Annotated in this window: 14 protein-coding genes; 4 read left to right on the top strand and 10 right to left on the bottom strand. The window is 34.5% G+C overall.

Features of this window, described 5'->3' with window-relative positions; translation table 11 throughout:
* The coding region (locus ACP6PL_RS07960) for an SUMF1/EgtB/PvdO family nonheme iron enzyme (RefSeq protein WP_426544302.1) at positions 1 to 1,829 on the top strand (1,829 nt) is incomplete at its 5' end.
* Between the two features lie 886 nt (positions 1,830 to 2,715).
* Here ACP6PL_RS07960 and ACP6PL_RS07955 read toward each other — a convergent pair.
* The 8 genes from ACP6PL_RS07955 to ACP6PL_RS07920 all read right to left on the bottom strand — a co-directional run bounded on the left by ACP6PL_RS07955 (position 2,716) and on the right by ACP6PL_RS07920 (position 9,715).
* A complete protein-coding gene (locus ACP6PL_RS07955) occupies positions 2,716 to 3,291 on the bottom strand; it encodes a hypothetical protein (protein WP_426544300.1) in 576 nt (191 codons plus the stop codon).
* A 148-nt stretch (positions 3,292 to 3,439) separates the two neighbouring features.
* Positions 3,440 to 3,631: a hypothetical protein gene (locus ACP6PL_RS07950; protein WP_426544299.1), complete on the bottom strand. Its 192-nt coding sequence runs from the start codon at positions 3,629 to 3,631 to the stop codon at positions 3,440 to 3,442.
* A 612-nt stretch (positions 3,632 to 4,243) separates the two neighbouring features.
* A complete protein-coding gene (locus ACP6PL_RS07945; RefSeq protein WP_426544297.1) occupies positions 4,244 to 4,867 on the bottom strand; it encodes a 7-carboxy-7-deazaguanine synthase QueE in 624 nt (207 codons plus the stop codon).
* A 316-nt stretch (positions 4,868 to 5,183) separates the two neighbouring features.
* The gene (locus ACP6PL_RS07940) at positions 5,184 to 6,122 is read right to left on the bottom strand and encodes a lipid kinase (RefSeq protein ID WP_426544295.1); all 939 of its coding nucleotides are present in this window, start codon (positions 6,120 to 6,122) and stop codon (positions 5,184 to 5,186) included.
* Positions 6,123 to 6,968: 846 nt separating this feature from the next.
* Positions 6,969 to 8,753 (bottom strand): metallophosphoesterase family protein, encoded by a 1,785-nt coding sequence (locus ACP6PL_RS07935; RefSeq protein ID WP_426544293.1) that lies wholly within the window; start codon positions 8,751 to 8,753, stop codon positions 6,969 to 6,971.
* A 360-nt stretch (positions 8,754 to 9,113) separates the two neighbouring features.
* Entirely contained in the window at positions 9,114 to 9,284 is a 171-nt protein-coding gene (locus tag ACP6PL_RS07930) for a hypothetical protein (protein ID WP_426544291.1), read from the bottom strand.
* A gap of 30 nt (positions 9,285 to 9,314) precedes the next feature.
* Positions 9,315 to 9,407 carry a hypothetical protein gene (locus tag ACP6PL_RS07925; RefSeq protein WP_426544310.1) on the bottom strand — a complete coding sequence of 31 codons (93 nt, stop codon included), beginning with the start codon at positions 9,405 to 9,407 and terminating at the stop codon, positions 9,315 to 9,317.
* A gap of 41 nt (positions 9,408 to 9,448) precedes the next feature.
* Positions 9,449 to 9,715 (bottom strand): hypothetical protein, encoded by a 267-nt coding sequence (locus tag ACP6PL_RS07920; protein ID WP_426544289.1) that lies wholly within the window; start codon positions 9,713 to 9,715, stop codon positions 9,449 to 9,451.
* A gap of 721 nt (positions 9,716 to 10,436) precedes the next feature.
* Between ACP6PL_RS07920 and ACP6PL_RS07915 the strand changes: the two genes are divergently transcribed.
* On the top strand, positions 10,437 to 11,300 hold the full coding sequence (locus ACP6PL_RS07915; RefSeq protein ID WP_426544287.1) for a sulfotransferase domain-containing protein: 864 nt from the start codon (positions 10,437 to 10,439) through the stop codon (positions 11,298 to 11,300).
* Positions 11,301 to 11,692: 392 nt separating this feature from the next.
* The gene (locus ACP6PL_RS07910; protein WP_426544285.1) at positions 11,693 to 12,412 is read left to right on the top strand and encodes a class I SAM-dependent methyltransferase; all 720 of its coding nucleotides are present in this window, start codon (positions 11,693 to 11,695) and stop codon (positions 12,410 to 12,412) included.
* Positions 12,413 to 12,490: 78 nt separating this feature from the next.
* On the opposite strand, the gene ACP6PL_RS07905 is transcribed toward ACP6PL_RS07910, so the two are convergent.
* Positions 12,491 to 13,300, bottom strand: a complete 810-nt coding sequence (locus tag ACP6PL_RS07905) for a hypothetical protein (protein ID WP_426544283.1) — start codon at positions 13,298 to 13,300, stop codon at positions 12,491 to 12,493.
* Positions 13,301 to 13,439: 139 nt separating this feature from the next.
* On the opposite strand from ACP6PL_RS07905, the gene ACP6PL_RS07900 reads away from it, so the two are divergent.
* A complete protein-coding gene (locus tag ACP6PL_RS07900) occupies positions 13,440 to 15,290 on the top strand; it encodes an aspartate kinase (protein WP_426544308.1) in 1,851 nt (616 codons plus the stop codon).
* A 232-nt stretch (positions 15,291 to 15,522) separates the two neighbouring features.
* Here the strand turns inward: ACP6PL_RS07900 and ACP6PL_RS07895 are convergent, their stop codons facing one another.
* Positions 15,523 to 16,860, bottom strand: a complete 1,338-nt coding sequence (locus ACP6PL_RS07895) for a protein kinase domain-containing protein (RefSeq protein WP_426544281.1) — start codon at positions 16,858 to 16,860, stop codon at positions 15,523 to 15,525.
* Positions 16,861 to 17,750 lie beyond the last annotated feature (890 nt).

The following is a 17,750-nucleotide window of genomic DNA, read 5'->3' as shown; positions in this document are numbered from 1 at the left end:
AATTATCAATTATCAATTATCAATTATCAATTATCAATTATCAATTATCAATTATTGAATCCCTATTCCCTAATATGAAATACTGGAAATCAGGTAAACAACTACAAGAAGGTAAATATATAATTCAAGACCTCCTTGGTATTGGAGGTTTCGGCACTACTTATCGTGCATTAGAACAAAACTATAATCAATTAGTTGCGATTAAAACTCTCAATTATCGAGTACAAAAAAAACCAAATTTTGATAAACTCCAAGAAAACTTTTTAAATGAAGCCTTATGTTTAGCAAAGTGTCATCATCCCAATGTTGTAGAAGTTCACCGTCTTTTTAAAGAAAATAAATTATGGTGTATGGTGATGGAATATATAGATGGAGATGACTTAGGAATTTATCGTGAAGAGCAAGGCGGAGTTATCTCAGAAAGTGAAGCAATACACATTATTAAACAAGTAGGAGAATCACTAAGATTTGTACATAATCAAGGATTTTTGCATCGGGATGTAAAACCTCAAAATATTATTCTTCGGCGGAATACTTTAGAAGCAGTATTAATTGATTTTGGTTTAGCGCGAGAATTTAATAGTGGCAGTGTACAAAGCCATACAACAGATAGTACATTATATTTTGCCCCAATTGAACAGTACGAAAGACGAGCAAAACGGGGAGCTTTTACTGATATTTATGCTTTAGCTGCTACTCTATATGTTTTATTAACAGGTGAAATGCCTACACCTGCAAAAATTAGACAGGAAGGAAAAATACCATTAATAGCACCAAAAGAATATAATTCCCAAATGAGCGATCAGGTAAATAGTGCAATTATTAGAGGTATGAAATTAGAACCGGAAGAACGCCCTAAATTTGTTGCTGAATGGCTAAATTTATTATCACAACCACAACAATTTTTCACAAATAACGTACTTTCAACCTTGCCACCTACTGTGCCAATAATTACTAACATTCCTCCAGAATTAGTAACTGTTGATACGAGTCCCGAACCAGAATTGGAAACTTTTAAATTTGAAGTTTTAACAATCAAAATTAATTCTAGATATGAAATATCTGAAACTATAAAACAGCAACGAGAAGCTCAACAATTTATCGAAAATCTTGGCAATAATATTACTATAGAAATGGTATCTATTCCTGGTAATACTTTCTGGATGGGTTCGCCAGAAATAGCAACAGAAAAATGGGAAAGAGAGACCCCTCAACATCAAGTCACAATAGCACCTTTACTTATTAGCAAATATCCCATTACTCAAGCACAATGGCAAACAATCATGGGAAAAAATCCTGCTAATTTTCAAGGAGAAAATAAACCGGTAGAAATGGTATCTTGGTTCAATACAATTGAATTCTGTAGTCGTCTATCTGCTCAGACAGGAAGAGCTTATCGGTTACTATCAGAAGCAGAATGGGAATATGCTTGTCGAGGTGGGACAACTACATTATTTCACTTTGGAAATATTATGACACCTGACCTAGCTAGTTATAACTTCCAAGAAGCTTTTGCTTGTACATTGCAACAAAATTATTATGAGCAGACAACAGAGGTAGGTAGTTTTTCTGCCAATACTTTTGGGTTATATGATTTTCATGGCAATGTCTGGGAATGGTGTGTCGATCCCTGGCATGATAATTATCAGGAAGCCCCTTCGGATGGTAGTGTATGGGAAAAAGATGGGAATTATGCCTACAGAGTATTGAGAGGTGGTGGGTGGTTAAACTATCCCAGGGGTTGTCGCAGTGCAAATCGAAATTACAAAAATCCTAGGGGTAGGTATAAGTCTGTAGGGTTTAGAATTGCCCTTTCTTATCCTATATAGCTGAAGTCAGAAGTCAGAATACTCTAATGGCTATTATGCCGTATATTCGCAGCACGGACTAAATTTGAGAGGCGTGATAATGTCCTAAGCACTCTAGTGGCTGCTACACGATTGTTAAACCCTAGATTTCTTATTTAGCTTGCTAAAAAGTACCAGGTTTTGAGCTGCTTAATGCTCAAAAAGGAAAGCATTTTCATTAAAAAAGACTTTTTCAGCAAACCCTAAATAATTAAGTAGGGTTTGCTGATTAAATCTCAAAGCCTCTATATATAAAAATTTTAGCCTTTTTGGATCTGGAAAAAGTACTAAGGTTTTCGTTCTCTAGAGCTGCAAAAAGGAGCGGATTTTGGATTGACAAAGGCCGAAAAATTAAGGAATAATTCTTCTTTCTACCTCCTCGCTCATTCCACATTCCTCTTGACTTCCCCTCCTGCTCCCCTCCGAGGAGGGGCTGGAGGTGGGTTGGGTTAAAGGTGGGTTGACTCCTGAGGACTGACTCCTACCCTCACCGATAAGACTTTTTCAGCAAGCCCTAAGTAGGGGTTCCTTAGTATTTTTCTAATAATTTGACGAAATAACAGATACTTATTGTTGTTGAAGTAGATGTAAAAAAGAAGAGGTTGAAATTTTTGGGTCAAATTTTTGTGAATTAGTATGGGTAGTTTTAAATTTTATTGAAAAAAGCTAATTTTTGTAACTTTATTTTGACAACTTCATGTAGTTTTACTTAGCTACTATGATTCTTTCTCCTTTCTCCTCTTTTCCCTATAAGGGTTTCAACACTGATGGGTAAAACATAGCCCCTTAGGTAGGGGATAAAAAAATAAACTTCAGTATTTCAAACATAGAACCTCAGCCTGAGGTACTGATAACTGATAACTGAATATTAGTCGTCCACAATTTGGGCCCAATCTGGGAAGGAAGGAGGAAAGAAATTAATATCGTAGTCAGACTCTTCCCATTCATTAACCCATAATGGGACTACTCCTACTCCTTTTATGGGAGTTCTAGAGAATACCCTTTCCTTAGATTCGATAGTATGAAATATTTGTTTGAGGGTATCTCCTAAGTTCAGAGTGAAGCTTAATAGTTCGTCCAATTCGGGATCAAGTCGCTTAACCCTTTGTTTTTCTTCTTCAACCCATAATAGTTTTAAGGATTTTAGGGATCTGGGGCTAAGTTGGCTCCGATAATAAACACGCTTAAGCTGGGCTACAGGTTCAAGACTCCTTTCTACCCGGCGAATTTGCTGTAACCTAAGATTGTGCCACTCGGCCAAATGCTTTCGGTCTTCAGGGGGTATTTTTCCTTTACTCGTAGAGTGTTGGAAGGCATATCTGGCACAACTACAGCCAAGATTAGCTAAAAGATGGATTAACTGTCTCTCTTTAGGGGTAGCTTGTCTTCTTTCTGCAGTTCTTGTAATAAGCCTTTTTCTGCGTGTAGTAGTTGTTGTGTCCATCGTTTTGGTCGATAATACTAATCAGAATATATTAATAGAATAACCGAAGGTAGAACCCTAATCAGTAACAAAGAGTTCTACCCAGCTCTAAATCTAGTCTAATCTATCTATACTGTCTCAAGGAAGTTATTTCGGCTTTCCTTATATTTTATCTGCTTGTGTCTACTTCCTCTCTCTCACCATCCTCATCATTGCTTGTGTAATCTTTAGCTAATATCTGACTCTCTTCAATAGTAGTCTTATTAGATAGGCCAAAATTCCAGGCATTGGCCTTTGGTACATGACAAAACGTCAAGCCTGCGGAGGCTATTAATCCTAAAGCAATAATATTCTGTTTCATAGTAGTAGATGAACCCTGTTTAGTTGTTTGGAATTGACTACTGACACTCTTGCAACCTGTAAAAACTGGGTTTTTGCAAAAGCCCTCTTGTATTCCAAAGAATCAGTCTGTAATTATAAAAGAAGCATAGGCACGACCTGATGGATCACAAACGCCGGAAGAGAGGTGTTAGTAGTATTATTACTATCTTCTCCCCAATCCTGGTATTTGGGATGTGGAGACTAAGCCATTAGGGAGTTAAACCATCAGGTAATTAGTCCATCTAGGAGTTATCCATCAGGGGTATCTACTTTTTATTAAACTATCAGGGTGTATCTCCATCTGCAGTTCTGAACTTGCTGTCTATAAGGAAATTAATGATTGAATCATTAATCCAAATAGGCAGCTTTTTTTGTCTATCTAACTTTCCTTAGTAGGAAGATTAAGGAAAGATTAAAGCTCAAGGCCATTTGCTCAAATTTCAATTTTTCTCCACTTAGTTCTTTTATGGATATTGAGTTTAATTCCTTCAGCAAATTAAAGGTTCGTGGCCTTCAATTACTGTTTTCAGCTCCATTGAAAATTGAGCTTCTGAGGACCTTGAAGACGCCTTACTTTCAATTAATAGTTTAGTTATTGCAGTCCTAAATATTTATGTAACTGCACAGAGAGTCGGTAATAAGGATATTCTTGAAGTAATTCTAGGACTAACGGTAGAGTCAAATTGCGACTATACCATTCAGGCTGGAGATAAACAGGAATATTATTATTAGCTAATAAAATTTTACTATAAAATTCTAATTCTTTGCCAGTTTCTATCACCAATTTTATTTCTGAAGCCCGTTTCCACATCTCCGGTACAACTGGATATTTAGGACTAATATGTTGTTTAGGACTAAGAGTTATCCAAATGTTAGAAGAAATATCTTGCCAATAGCAACCGGAGGTTTCTATTGAAACTTTTCTACCAGTAGCTTCTATTCTTTTTACTAAAGTAGGTAGTTGTTTATGAATAAAAGGTTCACCACCAGAAATAACAACTCTAGGAGAAAATAACTCATTAATTAATTCATCAAAAGTGCTTAATTGTCTTGGTAAACCAACTCCTCCATCCGCATAACCAGTATCACAATAATGACAACCTACTGGGCAACCAGCAAGACGAATAAAATCTACTGGTGTACCTGCCCAATAGCCTTCTCCTTGAATAGTTTTCTGGAATGTTTCATGGATGGGAATTGTTAAGTTTTCTGTCATGTTTGAGTGGCAAGGAATAAGTAAGAAGGGAGAAATAGGAAGTAAGAAGTAAGAAGGAATAAGTAAGAAGTAAGAAGGAAGAAGGAGGGAGAAATAGGAAGGAAGAAATAGGAAGTAATCTCACGGGGTGAAAAAAGAATGTTACAAAACTCTAGTTATAGGGAACAGGGAACAGAGATTCGTAGCAAACATTTATCAAAATGGTATAAGAAGGAAGCAGGCATCTCTATCATTGTTCCTTTTTTTTCAATATTTAGTCCTTCTATCCTAGATAACTCAACTCTTCTTCCTTCTTCCTTTTTCCTTCTTCCTTCATCTATAAAATTGGTATTACAGGTTTAAGTTTTTCCTTTTCAACTGTTAATTTTCTCGACACCATAACTGCTAAAGCTAAAGGAACTACCTGAAAATGAGCTGGAGTATAAGTAATAATTTCTCCATCAGTATTAATAGGACGAGGTTTGCGAGTATAAACACTAATTAAGGATCCAGAAAGGGAACGAAAACCAAAACTTTCTTGATATTTTCCTTGCCATATAGAAGGTAACATCCCAATAAACTGCCAACAATATTTTACTTCTAAGCTGTATAAATCTAACCTTTGGTCATCAATTGTAGCATCATGAGCAATGGTCATACCACCTCCATAATGTCTGCCATTTCCTACAGCAACTTGTAAAGTCTTGACTATTTTTGATTCACCATTACAACGAATTTCTGCTGTGAAAGGGCGACTTTGTAAAATCATTTTACTGGCAGTAATAGCATAAGCTAATACACCCCACCGACGCTTTGCTTCTTTAGTTAAATTATTAGTAATATCTACACTTAATCCAATACTGGCAACATTGAAAAAATATTTACCGTTAACTACACCTAAATCTATATAACGTTTTTTTCCAGTAGCGATCGCTCGACAAGCCTCAAATAAAGAAACAGGAATCCCTAAAGTGCGAGCTAAATCATTGGCTGTTCCTAATGGTAAAATTCCCAATGGTAAACCTGTTTCTACTAGAGCATCTACGGCTAAATTTAATGTGCCATCTCCACCACCAATAATTATCAGATTTACCTGATTTTTATACTCTTGAATAAAATGGTTGAAATCCTGGGGCGATTCAGTCTCTTTGCAGATAATTTCTAGGCCAAAATCTTGTAAATAGTTTAAGGCTAAATGTAGATTATCTTTAACTTTTCTAGCATGAGGATTTACCAATAAAAGAGCTTTTGTTGATTCTATCTTATCTAGGTTCATAAAGAAAGTAAAAATTTAAAAGTTAAAAGTAAGAAAAAAAGGAAATTGTTTAAGATTATACTAAGTAATATGAAATACGAAAAATTATGCTACAAACAAAGCATCAGATAAAGCTTCTGATATAAAATACAAAAAATTGTGCAAATATACGAATCTCCCAATCTCCCTATCCCCCCATCCCCCTATCAATCTTTGGTAGCAAACATTAACGTATTTCATATAAAGTCTGTCTTGATGGAAAGTAGCAAATTTGATAACTGTTTATTCCTGAGAGCTGACAGCTAATAGCTGTTTGCGTAGCATTCGGCAGGAAATGCTTACCTCTTTTATGGGAGGTCTAAATAATTAGCGAATTTTTTTGTGTAAAAAAAAATGTCTGCTTCATTTAGTCATCAAAAAACTTTCTCTTTCCTATTTATATGACACTTTTTCCCCACTCATATCAAGTATTATTAAACAACTGTAATAAGAATTTTTCAAACTTGTAGAGACGTTTAATGGAACTTCCCTAGATTTTAATTAGGGTTTGCGCTCAAAAGTATTATGGGTGAGAGTAGGAGTTAGGAGACAAGAAGAGTCAGGAATGAGGGAGAAGGCAGTCGGAAGAATTATCCCTCAATTTCTCTGTCCAAATCTTGCTGTTAATACTAACTTTTTGAGGCTTTTCAACTCAAATCAGCGCACTTTTTCCAGACTTAAAAATGCCAAAAGCAATATCAGTAAACATTTTCATATTTATTCAGCAAACCCTAATTAATCTAACTTGATATTATATCAAGTATTATTACAGGAAATTTCATTACAGCTATGGCAGGCAAGATTCCCACGCTCAATTTGAATCTAGATTCATTTTATAAGCTGAAATTCATCAAATTTTACTACTTTAGAATTAGGCTTTCCTGTATCAAAATAGTAACTACTAACTGTTCCTGTATCGGTCTCAAAAATACTAAAAGCTGTAATATCATTACTAGCAATATAAGGTTGAGGTTTACCATTTTCATCCACTAAAGGTGCGATGGTTGGAATTATTGCATCTAAACCATTTGGATTACCAACTTCAGCATATTTTTCTTGATAATTGAGAGGAACATTTCGCTTTTTATCTCCTAGATAAGCTCCATAACTATTACCTACATTTGATGTTTCTAGAAAGTGCATTCCACTCGAACTAACAAAACGATTCCAAAGATGAGAATGTCCGTAAAATACTAACTGGACACCAGCAGTTTCTAATAATGGCAGAACATCTCGAATAATATAGTCATTTTGTTGGGGATATTCATAACGAATCATGGTAATTTTGCCATTTTCATCTCGGTCAATATATTGGATGGGATTAGTATAAGCAGGAATAATATTTTCACCTAGAGAATGAGGTGGATGGTGGAACATAACTACTTTATATTTTGCTTGTTGAAATTCCTGACTTGCTAGTTCTTTTTCTAGCCAATTATATTGTTCGCTACCTTTAATAATAGGTTCAAAAATATGCTGACCGTAACCCCATTCAGCAGGATTATCAAAATCTTTTTTCCTTTCCCGATATTTGCCTCTAGCATTATCATCTAAACGGGGGACTCGCCAGATATTTGTGACATATAAAACCACTAGACGTACATCACCGAAAGTCACGGCATAATAATTTTTTTTCTCCAAACTATTTTCAGGCAGAGTAAAAATTTCTTGGTAAGTGTCTGTATTAAAAGAATTATTTTTTAACCAAATATCAAGATTAATATTTTCAGGATTTTGTGGATATAAATATTTGGCAGCTTGCCTAGGATAGGGCTGACTAAATTGATAATTTAAAGAAGTTTTCATAGAAAATATACCCATAACTTCATGGTTTCCAATTGCTGGAAATAGAGGTATGTTTTGGATTAACTCCCCACCGGTATAAACAGTCTTTTTGCCATTTTTTTCTAATTCATAATTTGCTCTACCTTGGAGATTTGGAAAAAAAGCATTGCCTCGATTATCATCAAACCATTCTGAGGCACGATCAGGAATATTAACTAAATCTCCAGCAAAAAAAATAGCGTCTAATTTATCAAAATTTTCTGTTACTTTTTGCAGATTGGCTGAACTCATTGGTTTTAATTGATGGTCGGAAGTTAAGAGGATTTGTAATGGTTTACCAGGAGTTGGTTTAGGAGCCAGATTAAAAATTTTACTCTTTATATTTTTCCCATTTTCCTTTTCACTAATAATTTGGTATGGCACAGAATTATTAGGAGTTAAACCAACAACTTTTGCTTCATGTCGCCAGATATCTCGGATAATCGGTTGTTGATAAATTAAACCTTTTTCTGTTTGTTTTCCCACGAAAGAATCTTGGTCTTCACGAGTCCAAGTAAGTTTAGTAGTATTTGCCTCAACAACTTGATTCAAATTTTGACCATAAACCACAAGATGACGTTTGCCAGGAAATTCAGTAAACCAAACAACTTGTACAGAATTTTCTGTCGGAGCTTGGAGAAATGGGTCAGTTAAAAATTCGGATTCAGATTCTAGAGAAAACATAATTATAAATAGGAAAATAACAACAATAATTAAAATACCAAAAATCCAGGGATTACGATAAGAATCTCTGGGATTTTCAAATATTTCTGGCGGAGGATTGAACATAGAAATAATTAGAGAATTTTTAGAGATAATTATGATGATAATCTCATCTATATTTTCAATAATTGATAGTGGTGCATATTCAACAATTGAGAATTGAAAATTACCTTTCCTTGGAAAGAAGAGGATTGACGAACAGGAAAATTGTTATTTATTATCTCCTTAAAAGGAGAGGCTTTAAACCACAATATTTCGGTAATGGTATAGGATATGTGGGAAGTGAGGGAAAAAATATACAGCAAATTGCAAGTAAATGAGGTACAGTCCTTAATTTGATGAATCCCCAGCATTTAAAAATTTGCTTGAAAAACTTTTTTTGCTGTACCTCATAAACCTGAAATACGCTGTATATTTTTACCATTACTATGCAGGAGAACCCAATAATTTAATGTAATTGTCAAAATCATCTTGAATTACTCTTAAATATTCAAATGAATGAATCTCAAATAGCCGATCTTTTACCCGCTCAATTTCTAGAGGAAAATTAATCACTTCCTCTAATTTAAAGGGATATCTAATTGGGCGATCGCTCAAAGTATATCTTATTTCTTGAATACTAGAAAGTTAACTGGCTCCATATACTCGAAGTTTCCCTTTTTCATAGCACACACCAGCTTCAATTGTATACCAAAAAAGTATAGCTATATCCTGTTCTATATCTTGGCTGTTGACATTTTTTTTAGTTACATATTGATTGCCTAAATATTGTCAAAAGTTAGAATAGATTGGGGAAAAAGTAAGGGAACATGACCAAAAATATTATGCCAAAGGTCGGGACGTGGAGAAAAATTAATATCAGTATCTGATCTGACAAAAGTTGCTACGGCAAAATCAAAATAAGGATGAGAAAGTAGATAAAAAAATTTGTCTGCTTCTAATAATCCTATAAATGGCCATAGTTGCCATCCAATTTGTTCTTCTAAAAACTCGGAAAGATGGTTAATATTAGGAATATTTTGAATCAAATCTTTGATCTTTACTAAACCTTCAATAAATAGTTGTAATGTTCGATTTTCAAGACTTTATAATTGTGTATTTAAAAGTTTTTCCCAGTTACTATGAGCTTGGCTTTGATAATTAGAAAAGTTCTGATTTGATCTTTCATAAAGTAAATTTTCTAAAGTTATAGGTTGCATTTTTACTCCTATTAAGTTATTCTACATTGAACTAGAATTATAAATTTATGGTCAAGATACTATAAAAAAAATACTTTGTCAATTCCAAGTAAATTTTGTAGATAATTGAAGTAAAATAGAAGAGATTTCATTAATGGATAATGGATAATTGATAATTGATAATTATCTCTGGTTAAAACTGTTCGGGAATTGAATATAAGGAAATTCAAGAGTATTTTTATCTTGGTCGATTGGATATGGCGTTTAGCGTTCCGCACAACGCGCGTTAACGCTGCGCGACATGAAAAGCGTTAGCGGCTCTGCAAGAGCGGGAAACATCGCCATCTCATCCTTCGGAATGCTCCGCAAACGACTGCTTTTTCCCCTTTAAAGGGAAGGCTAATAAAGCTGAATAATTAATAATTATTAATTATTCGGTAAAAATTTCAATTATTCACTAAAAATAACTTTAATGACCAAAAAATAATGTCCGAACCTTATGGATTTAGCTCGAAATACTTGTAACTGATAACTAATAACTAATAACTAAAATAATCAGGAGCTTGCCTTGATGAAAGAAAGTATAAAACCAAGCTATACGCTGCATAAAAATTTTCGCCTACCAATGGGATTTCCAGCAGAAAAATGGGACTCTGGACTTACATATAAAGCTCAAGCAAGAGACACTTTTATTGTCACTTATCCTAAATGTGGAACAACTTGGACTCAACATATTGTTTGGATGTTATCCCATAATGGAGACCCATTTCCTGTCGGTAAAAATATTAATTTAGAAGTTCCTCATCTCGAAGAAGTGGGAAGTAATTTTGTGAAAAATTTATCTGAACCTCGCTTTATAAAAACCCATTTAATTTACGATTTAACTCCCTATAATCCTGATTCAAAATACATTTATGTAGCTCGCAATCCTTTCGACTGTGCTGTTTCTTTTTATTATCATACTAAAGGATTCATCAAACATTATGATTTTGCCGAAGGTACATTTGATGATTTTTTTGAATGTTTTATGAATGGAGAAGTAGACTGGGGAGATTACTTCGATCATTTGCTGTCTTGGGTGGAGCATAAAAATGATCAAAATGTTCTGTTTTTAACTTATGAATCTATGAAAAATAATCCCAAAATAAATATTATTGCTATAGCTAAATTTTTAGGTGATAATTATGTAGAAAAAATTGAAAATCCACAAATTATAGAAAGCATTCTTGATCATACGAGTTTTACGAGCATGAGCAAAAATCAAAGTCGTTGGTCTAGTCAACGTCCTGCTAATATGACTCCATTTATTCGTCAAGGAAAAGTAGGAGATTGGAAGTCACATTTTTCTGTTGCTCAAACTCAGAGATTAAGTCAAAAGTTGAGGATGAGAATTGCTGGTACTGAAGCTGAAAATTTATGGCAAATTCCTGAATAGTTATGATTATTATTCACAAAAAAGTAAGAGATGAGAAGTTATATTTATCTGTTTATCAAACTCAGAAATTAAGTTAAAAATTGAGATAAATACTGGGACTGTAGCTAAACATTTATGGTGAATTTATGAATGATTCGGAAAAAATTATCCTACAGTGGTTTTTATTTCGGTAGACCACAGCATGGGCAATTCGCGTTTTGCATTCTGCAAAGCTTTCCTAGGAAATCACCCCTACAGAGTTTTGGTTGTGACGTGAGGTCATCAATCAGCAAAAGCGCTGTAAACAATAAAAATCATTGGTCAAGATTAACTAATATGATTTTTCTCCAAAAAGGGAAAATTTTTGATATAATTAAATCTGAAAATTTTGGTAATAAATTTTAGTAAAAAAAATGGTTAATCAATTTACAGGAATTACTAATTATTACGATTTGTTGATGATGTCTGGCTACTATGACTACTATAATATAGCTCAGGAAGCATACTCAATTGTAGGTAATAATTCTCAGGTTCTTGAACTAGGAGTAGGAACGGGATTATTTGCAGAAAAGTACATGGAAATTGACAACACTTGTCAGTTTACTGGAGTTGATATTACACCATCCTTTGTGGAAATTGCTAAAAAACGTTTGGGAAATAAAGCTAAGTTGATTGTAGCTGATGGTCTAACAATGGAATTAAATAAAACCTTTGATGTTGCTATATCTCATGCAGGAGTTTGGCTATTTATTAGTTGTGGCGATCGCTTGGAGTTAGTAAGTCATATTCCTGATGTTCAAGCTAACTATCAAGGATTAAAAAATTTAGCTCGTCATTTACGAACAGGAGGTTTGTTTTTGTTAAGCATACAAAAGTCGGGGATTGATTTTGAAAAAAATTTACCAGGAGGGATTGTATATTCTCAACTTATTGAGGAATTGGAAGATAAAGTAGATTATCGCACTCGTAAAAAAAGCTATTTCTTTAAGAAAGATGGTGAAATTTTAGCTCAAGAGCAACTAACAGTTACTTTGTTCAGACAGGATGCTTATCAGAAATTATTCGATGAAGCAGGATTTGATTTCCAAGGTGTTAATAATGATAATAGCTTGGCAATCTACAAAAAAAGATAAAAGTCTATTGGTACTTAAGTTGAAAATTTATGGCAAATTCCTGCGTCTTAAAATTATTGTCTTGTCCTGCTAATAATTTTAAGTAAAATGTTTGAGATAGCCTCTGATTCCACCAATATAAAATAGGTCTTTTAAATAAATATCTGTATCAGGTTCTAATAAATCTGTTGGCTTAAATCCACATAATATAGAACTGTAACTAACATCTATTTCTATTTGTGGATATCCTAGATAATCCCATCCAATCCCACCAAAGTTCTGACATATTCTATCTGCTACTACCTGATTTAACAAAAGAACAAAAATACAAATTTCGTTCTTATCTCGTTCTTGTTTATTTATTTTCCATTTTATTTGATTTATAACTTTCTCGCATTGATCGTGTTTTAGGTTAACATAATCATCCTCTTTCCACTCAAAATATTCACATTCATCTAATCCATGTTCATTTAGTACAGAACAAAAATCGTTCTCCAAAGTTCTATCAAAACAAGTAGTTTTAACTTGTAAACTTACTGATTTATTATTTTTTAAATAGAAATCCTTTCCACCATCTCCCCATTCATATAACTTGTAATCAATATCACTAATTAATTCGCCTAAATATTGTTTGACAGATTCTTCTCCTATTTTACCTATTTTATAATTAATAAATTCATCAGGAAAGTCATATCTATACCCATAATACTTATATGTTAACTCCTCACAAAACCAATTCATTTGTTTTTCTTTTTCATCATCACCATAACAAACAGCCTCTAAATGAGTAACCCCATCAAAGTTGTATATTCCTCTTGATCTTGTAAAAGTACGTATATTGTAATTTAGAAATAAAATAAATTCATCTTGTTGTGATTCTAAAATTATCATCCAATTAATTTCTGGCATGAGATAAATTATCAAGATTTAACTAAAATTAATTATTTTTTAAACGTTAAATTATACAACATTTTAATCAATCCGGTTAACAACTCTTCACTCAAGAAATTAAAATCAATACAATCTATATCTTAATAGTCTAATGAATATGCTAATAGTCCAAAAATACGGTGGTACATCAGTCGGCTCTGCAGAAAGAATCAAAGCAGTGGCCCAACGTATAGCTCAAACTGCCAGCGATCGCTCAGTTGTAGTAGTCGTATCGGCGATGGGAAAAACCACAGATGGTTTAGTCAAACTAGCAAACGAAATCTCCTCCAACCCCTGTCGCCGAGAAATGGATATGCTCCTATCCACAGGCGAACAAGTTACCATAGCTCTAATGAGTATGGCCTTACAAGAGTTGGGAGTGCCAGCTATTTCCCTCACCGGAGCCCAGGTAGGAATAGTTACAGAAGCCGAACATTCCCGCGCTCGTATTTTACATATTCAAACCCAACGCATAGAAGAACATCTGCAACTGGGAGAAGTTGTAGTCGTTGCAGGTTTCCAAGGTATTAGTCAGACTCGCCACCAAGAAATCACAACACTAGGTAGAGGAGGTTCCGATACTTCCGCAGTCGCTTTAGCAGCAGCACTCCAAGCAGAAAGGTGTGAAATATATACAGACGTACCTGGAATTCTCACAACTGACCCCCGTATAGTACCCGAAGCACAGTTAATGTCAGAAATTACCTGTGATGAAATGTTAGAGTTGGCAAGTCTAGGTGCAAAAGTGCTACATCCCAGAGCAGTCGAAATTGCTAGAAATTATGGAATGCCATTAGTAGTCTTATCCAGTTGGAGCGATGCACCAGGTACTCGCGTAGTTTCGGCAATACCCAAACGTCGCGCTTTGCAAGATTTAGAATTAACCAAATCTGTAGACGCGGTAGAATATGACACCAACCAAGCTGGAGTTTCTCTGTTGCGGGTTCCCGATCGCCCTGGTGTGGCAGCCAAATTATTTTCTGGTATTGCGGTACAAAATATAGATGTAGATTTGATTATTCAATCTATTCACGAAAGCAATACTAATGATATTGCCTTTACCGTCGGGAAAGATACTTTGAAACAAGCGGCAGCAGTAGCGGATGCCATATTACCTGCTTTAGGCAAAAATTCTGACCCTAGTTTGGGCGAACCAGAAGTCAAAATAGAAGAGCGACCTATTGCTAAAGTCAGTCTTGTGGGTGCGGGAATGATCGGGCGACCGCGAGTAGCAGCAAAAATGTTTGAAACTTTGGCAGCAGCAGGAGTAAATATAGCAATGATTTCTACTTCGGAAGTTAAGGTTAGTTGTGTGGTTGATGCAGAAGACTGTGAAAAAGCAGTTAATTCTTTGTGTCAAGCATTTGATGTAGATGTTGCAGATATTTCCAGTAGTGGCGATTTCCTGCGGAATGCTACGCAAACGCGAATCGCCACTACTGAGTCGTCGGAAGAAGTTCCCCCACCAGTACGAGCGGTTGCTTTAGACATGAAGCAAGCAAGACTAGCAGTACGTCACATTCCCGATCGCCCAGGAATGGCAGCCCAAATATTTGGTTTGTTGGCGCAGCAGAATATTAGTATAGATATGATTATTCAATCCCAACGTTGTTATAGTGTAGATGGAGTTTTAACTCGCGATATTGCTTTTACTGTCTCCCAATCAGAAGGGGAAAGTGCATATCAAATTTTGGCAAATGCAGCAGTAGAGTTTGGTTGGGGAGAAGTAGTATTAGAGAGTGCCATTGCGAAAGTGAGTGTAGTCGGTTCTGGAATGATTGCACACCCTGGGGTAGCAGCGCAAATGTTTGAAGCGTTAGCTGCAAGTCAAATCAATATTTTAATGATTGCCACTTCAGAAATTAAAATTAGTTGTGTGGTAGAAGAGGAGGATGGAGTGAAAGCCTTGCAAGCTATTCACAAAGCCTTTGGTTTGTCTGGTAATGAGGTGGTTAAAGTTCCAGCTTAAGGTTACATAAGTAGGGGAGTGGGGGAGTATAGGGACGTTGCATACAACATCCCTACGGATTAGGAACATAAGGAACAGGCATGGCAGTGGGAGCATCTTGCTCCCGATAACCACAGGGATTTTAAGTATTATTTGAATTATTTTCGTAGTATTTATAGCGGTTTTCACAAAGGTAAACTACAAAACTTCTTCCTTCTTCCTTCTTCCTTCTTCCTTCTTCCTTCTTCCTTCCCTAAAAAATACTATCTAATAATGCATACTTAAATTGTTTAGCAGTTTTAAAATAAATTTCTGGCTCATCAATTAATGCTAAATCAATTATTTCTGCCAATGAGTGAGGAATAGCAATATTTCTCTTTCTAATTGGTACAGGTTTAGTTTTTAATACAGTTAAAATTGGGTCTTTGCCAACAAAATCACGGGGATATGCACCAGTTAACATATTATATAAAGTTGCTGCCATCGCCCAAACATCTACTTCCGGTTTTACATATTTAAAATCAATTATTTGCTGCCTGGGCATAAAAGGAAAAGTTCCCCCTTTGCTTCCAGTAATTGTTTGCCCACTTAAACCTGCTAAATCAAAAGCTTTTGCTAACCCATAATCTGCTATTTTGACTGCTGTTGAACTATTTATATTGCTCAGAAAAATATTTGCTGGTTTAATATCCCGGTGAACCAAACCTTTGCCTTTACCAAAACTACCATCTGCTTTTTTAACATAAGGAATTTCTGCATTATGAGCATATTCTAAACCATCTAAAGCTTGTATAATAATTGGCACTGCCATATTAATAGATAATTGATAACCACAACGCTCTAGCAAATTCCAAATACTACCACCATTGCAATATTCTAAAGTAAAAAAAAATTGGTTATCGCTATAACTATAATTTTTTAATTGTACAACATTCTTATGATTTAAAGCTTTAGTATTTTCTATTTCTCTTACAAAACGATTTATAGCCTGATGATGGGTAGCAACTTCTGGCAACATTGTTTTTAAAGCTATTAATTTTTGAGTAGAATTATTTCTGGCTAAATAAACTTCTCCACAACCACCTTTACCTAATAATTTAATTGTTCTATAGCCAGGAATTGTAATTAGCTTATTACTTTCTGATTTTCGCGGAGGTACAGATAATTCAACAGTTTCTGCTGAGGAAGTTTTAGCTATAGAAAGCATCTCTGGTGGAATCTCTGTTTCAGCTTCAATACTCACCTGAAAAATAGTTTTACCCAATTTAATTTTGTCTCCTGATTTTAAATCATATTCAGGAAACTGAATTTTTGCGGCTGCTTCAGGGGTATGGTGTGGTTCACGTTGCCCAATTTTTTTACCATTAACATAAGTGCCATTTCTACTGCCAAAATCACGCACTCGTACATCTGGAGGATTAATATCAAGTATGCAATGATAACGAGAAATAGTACGATGTTGTTCATCACTTGGTAGTCTGGGATTACAGTCTTTATGGCGACCGATAATACAAATAGTTCTTTCTTCAAATATAAATTCTTTGCCGATCAGACTTCCTTGAATAATAGTCAGTTTGACTTGAGCAGACATAAGATAATTACAATTTTTATATTTTCTGGGTTGCTTATATTTATTATCTTATAAATTATCTTCTGTGAATACTACCAAAGTCTGAGTGGAAGATGATATTCTGCTAGTTTTAACATTTATCAGCGATAAAATATGCATATATATTAAATCTTAGAGTGAAAAAGAAGAAACTTTTTGCACCAAGTAGACAAGAGACACTCATGCAAAATATCTTCACACCAATTAGTCAATTAGCCATGAAAAAAATTCAGAGAGTGAAGAATGCAAAGGGAGCTAATTTATACGGTTTCACGGAAGTTATACTAATGTAACAATAAAGTGGGGACAAAAATGTTGAGCTATTGTACCCTTTTTCAGAGCGATCGATTAACTATCAAACCCTCAAATAACCAGGAAATTACTTATGCCTAAATCTGATTGAACTCAAACAGTTATAATTCCCTACAATTACTAACTTTGTGAAAATTTTTTTTCTAGTTAATATTTGAAAATATTTAACTCAGGCCGGGGAAAACTTCTTCAAATCCCGCCTTTCATTAATTGATAATTACCTCTGGTTAAAACCTTACTTGATTGAAGATAAGAAAATCTTGTTTCTTTTCTCTTGAAATATAAGGCTTTAAAACTTTGGGAATTAATTATCAATTATCGATTGGTAATCAAGCAAGCATTTAAAATCAAGTTTTACCCCCTAAAGATTCTATTGTTACCGAGCTGAATTCTGCCATTATTGATGTTATTTTTTTTCTCAGGTCATCTAAATTTTTCCATATTTCCTATTTCCCAAGATTAGATTCCCAGGAATTGAAACTTGTCAATTCCGATTGGAATGCGCATTATCTAATAATATGTATAATATGTAAATTATTTTGAGGCTACAGTAATTCCAG

The organism is Dapis purpurea BLCC-M126 (assembly GCF_050015975.1).
GTDB lineage: Bacteria > Cyanobacteriota > Cyanobacteriia > Cyanobacteriales > Microcoleaceae > Trichodesmium.
This window is presented reverse-complemented; position numbering and strand designations above follow the sequence as displayed.

What these genes read in the sequence shown, in the direction of transcription:
- ACP6PL_RS07955 (WP_426544300.1), bottom strand. Translation starts at nt 3,291, where the DNA reads ATGGACACAACAACTACTACACGCAGAAAAAGGCTTATTACAAGAACT.
- ACP6PL_RS07950 (WP_426544299.1), bottom strand. Translation starts at nt 3,631, where the DNA reads ATGAAACAGAATATTATTGCTTTAGGATTAATAGCCTCCGCAGGCTTG.
- ACP6PL_RS07945 (WP_426544297.1), bottom strand. Translation starts at nt 4,867, where the DNA reads ATGACAGAAAACTTAACAATTCCCATCCATGAAACATTCCAGAAAACT.
- ACP6PL_RS07940 (WP_426544295.1), bottom strand. Translation starts at nt 6,122, where the DNA reads ATGAACCTAGATAAGATAGAATCAACAAAAGCTCTTTTATTGGTAAAT.
- ACP6PL_RS07935 (WP_426544293.1), bottom strand. Translation starts at nt 8,753, where the DNA reads ATGTTCAATCCTCCGCCAGAAATATTTGAAAATCCCAGAGATTCTTAT.
- ACP6PL_RS07915 (WP_426544287.1), top strand. Translation starts at nt 10,437, where the DNA reads ATGAAAGAAAGTATAAAACCAAGCTATACGCTGCATAAAAATTTTCGC.
- ACP6PL_RS07910 (WP_426544285.1), top strand. Translation starts at nt 11,693, where the DNA reads ATGGTTAATCAATTTACAGGAATTACTAATTATTACGATTTGTTGATG.
- ACP6PL_RS07905 (WP_426544283.1), bottom strand. Translation starts at nt 13,300, where the DNA reads ATGCCAGAAATTAATTGGATGATAATTTTAGAATCACAACAAGATGAA.
- ACP6PL_RS07900 (WP_426544308.1), top strand. Translation starts at nt 13,440, where the DNA reads ATGCTAATAGTCCAAAAATACGGTGGTACATCAGTCGGCTCTGCAGAA.
- ACP6PL_RS07895 (WP_426544281.1), bottom strand. Translation starts at nt 16,860, where the DNA reads ATGTCTGCTCAAGTCAAACTGACTATTATTCAAGGAAGTCTGATCGGC.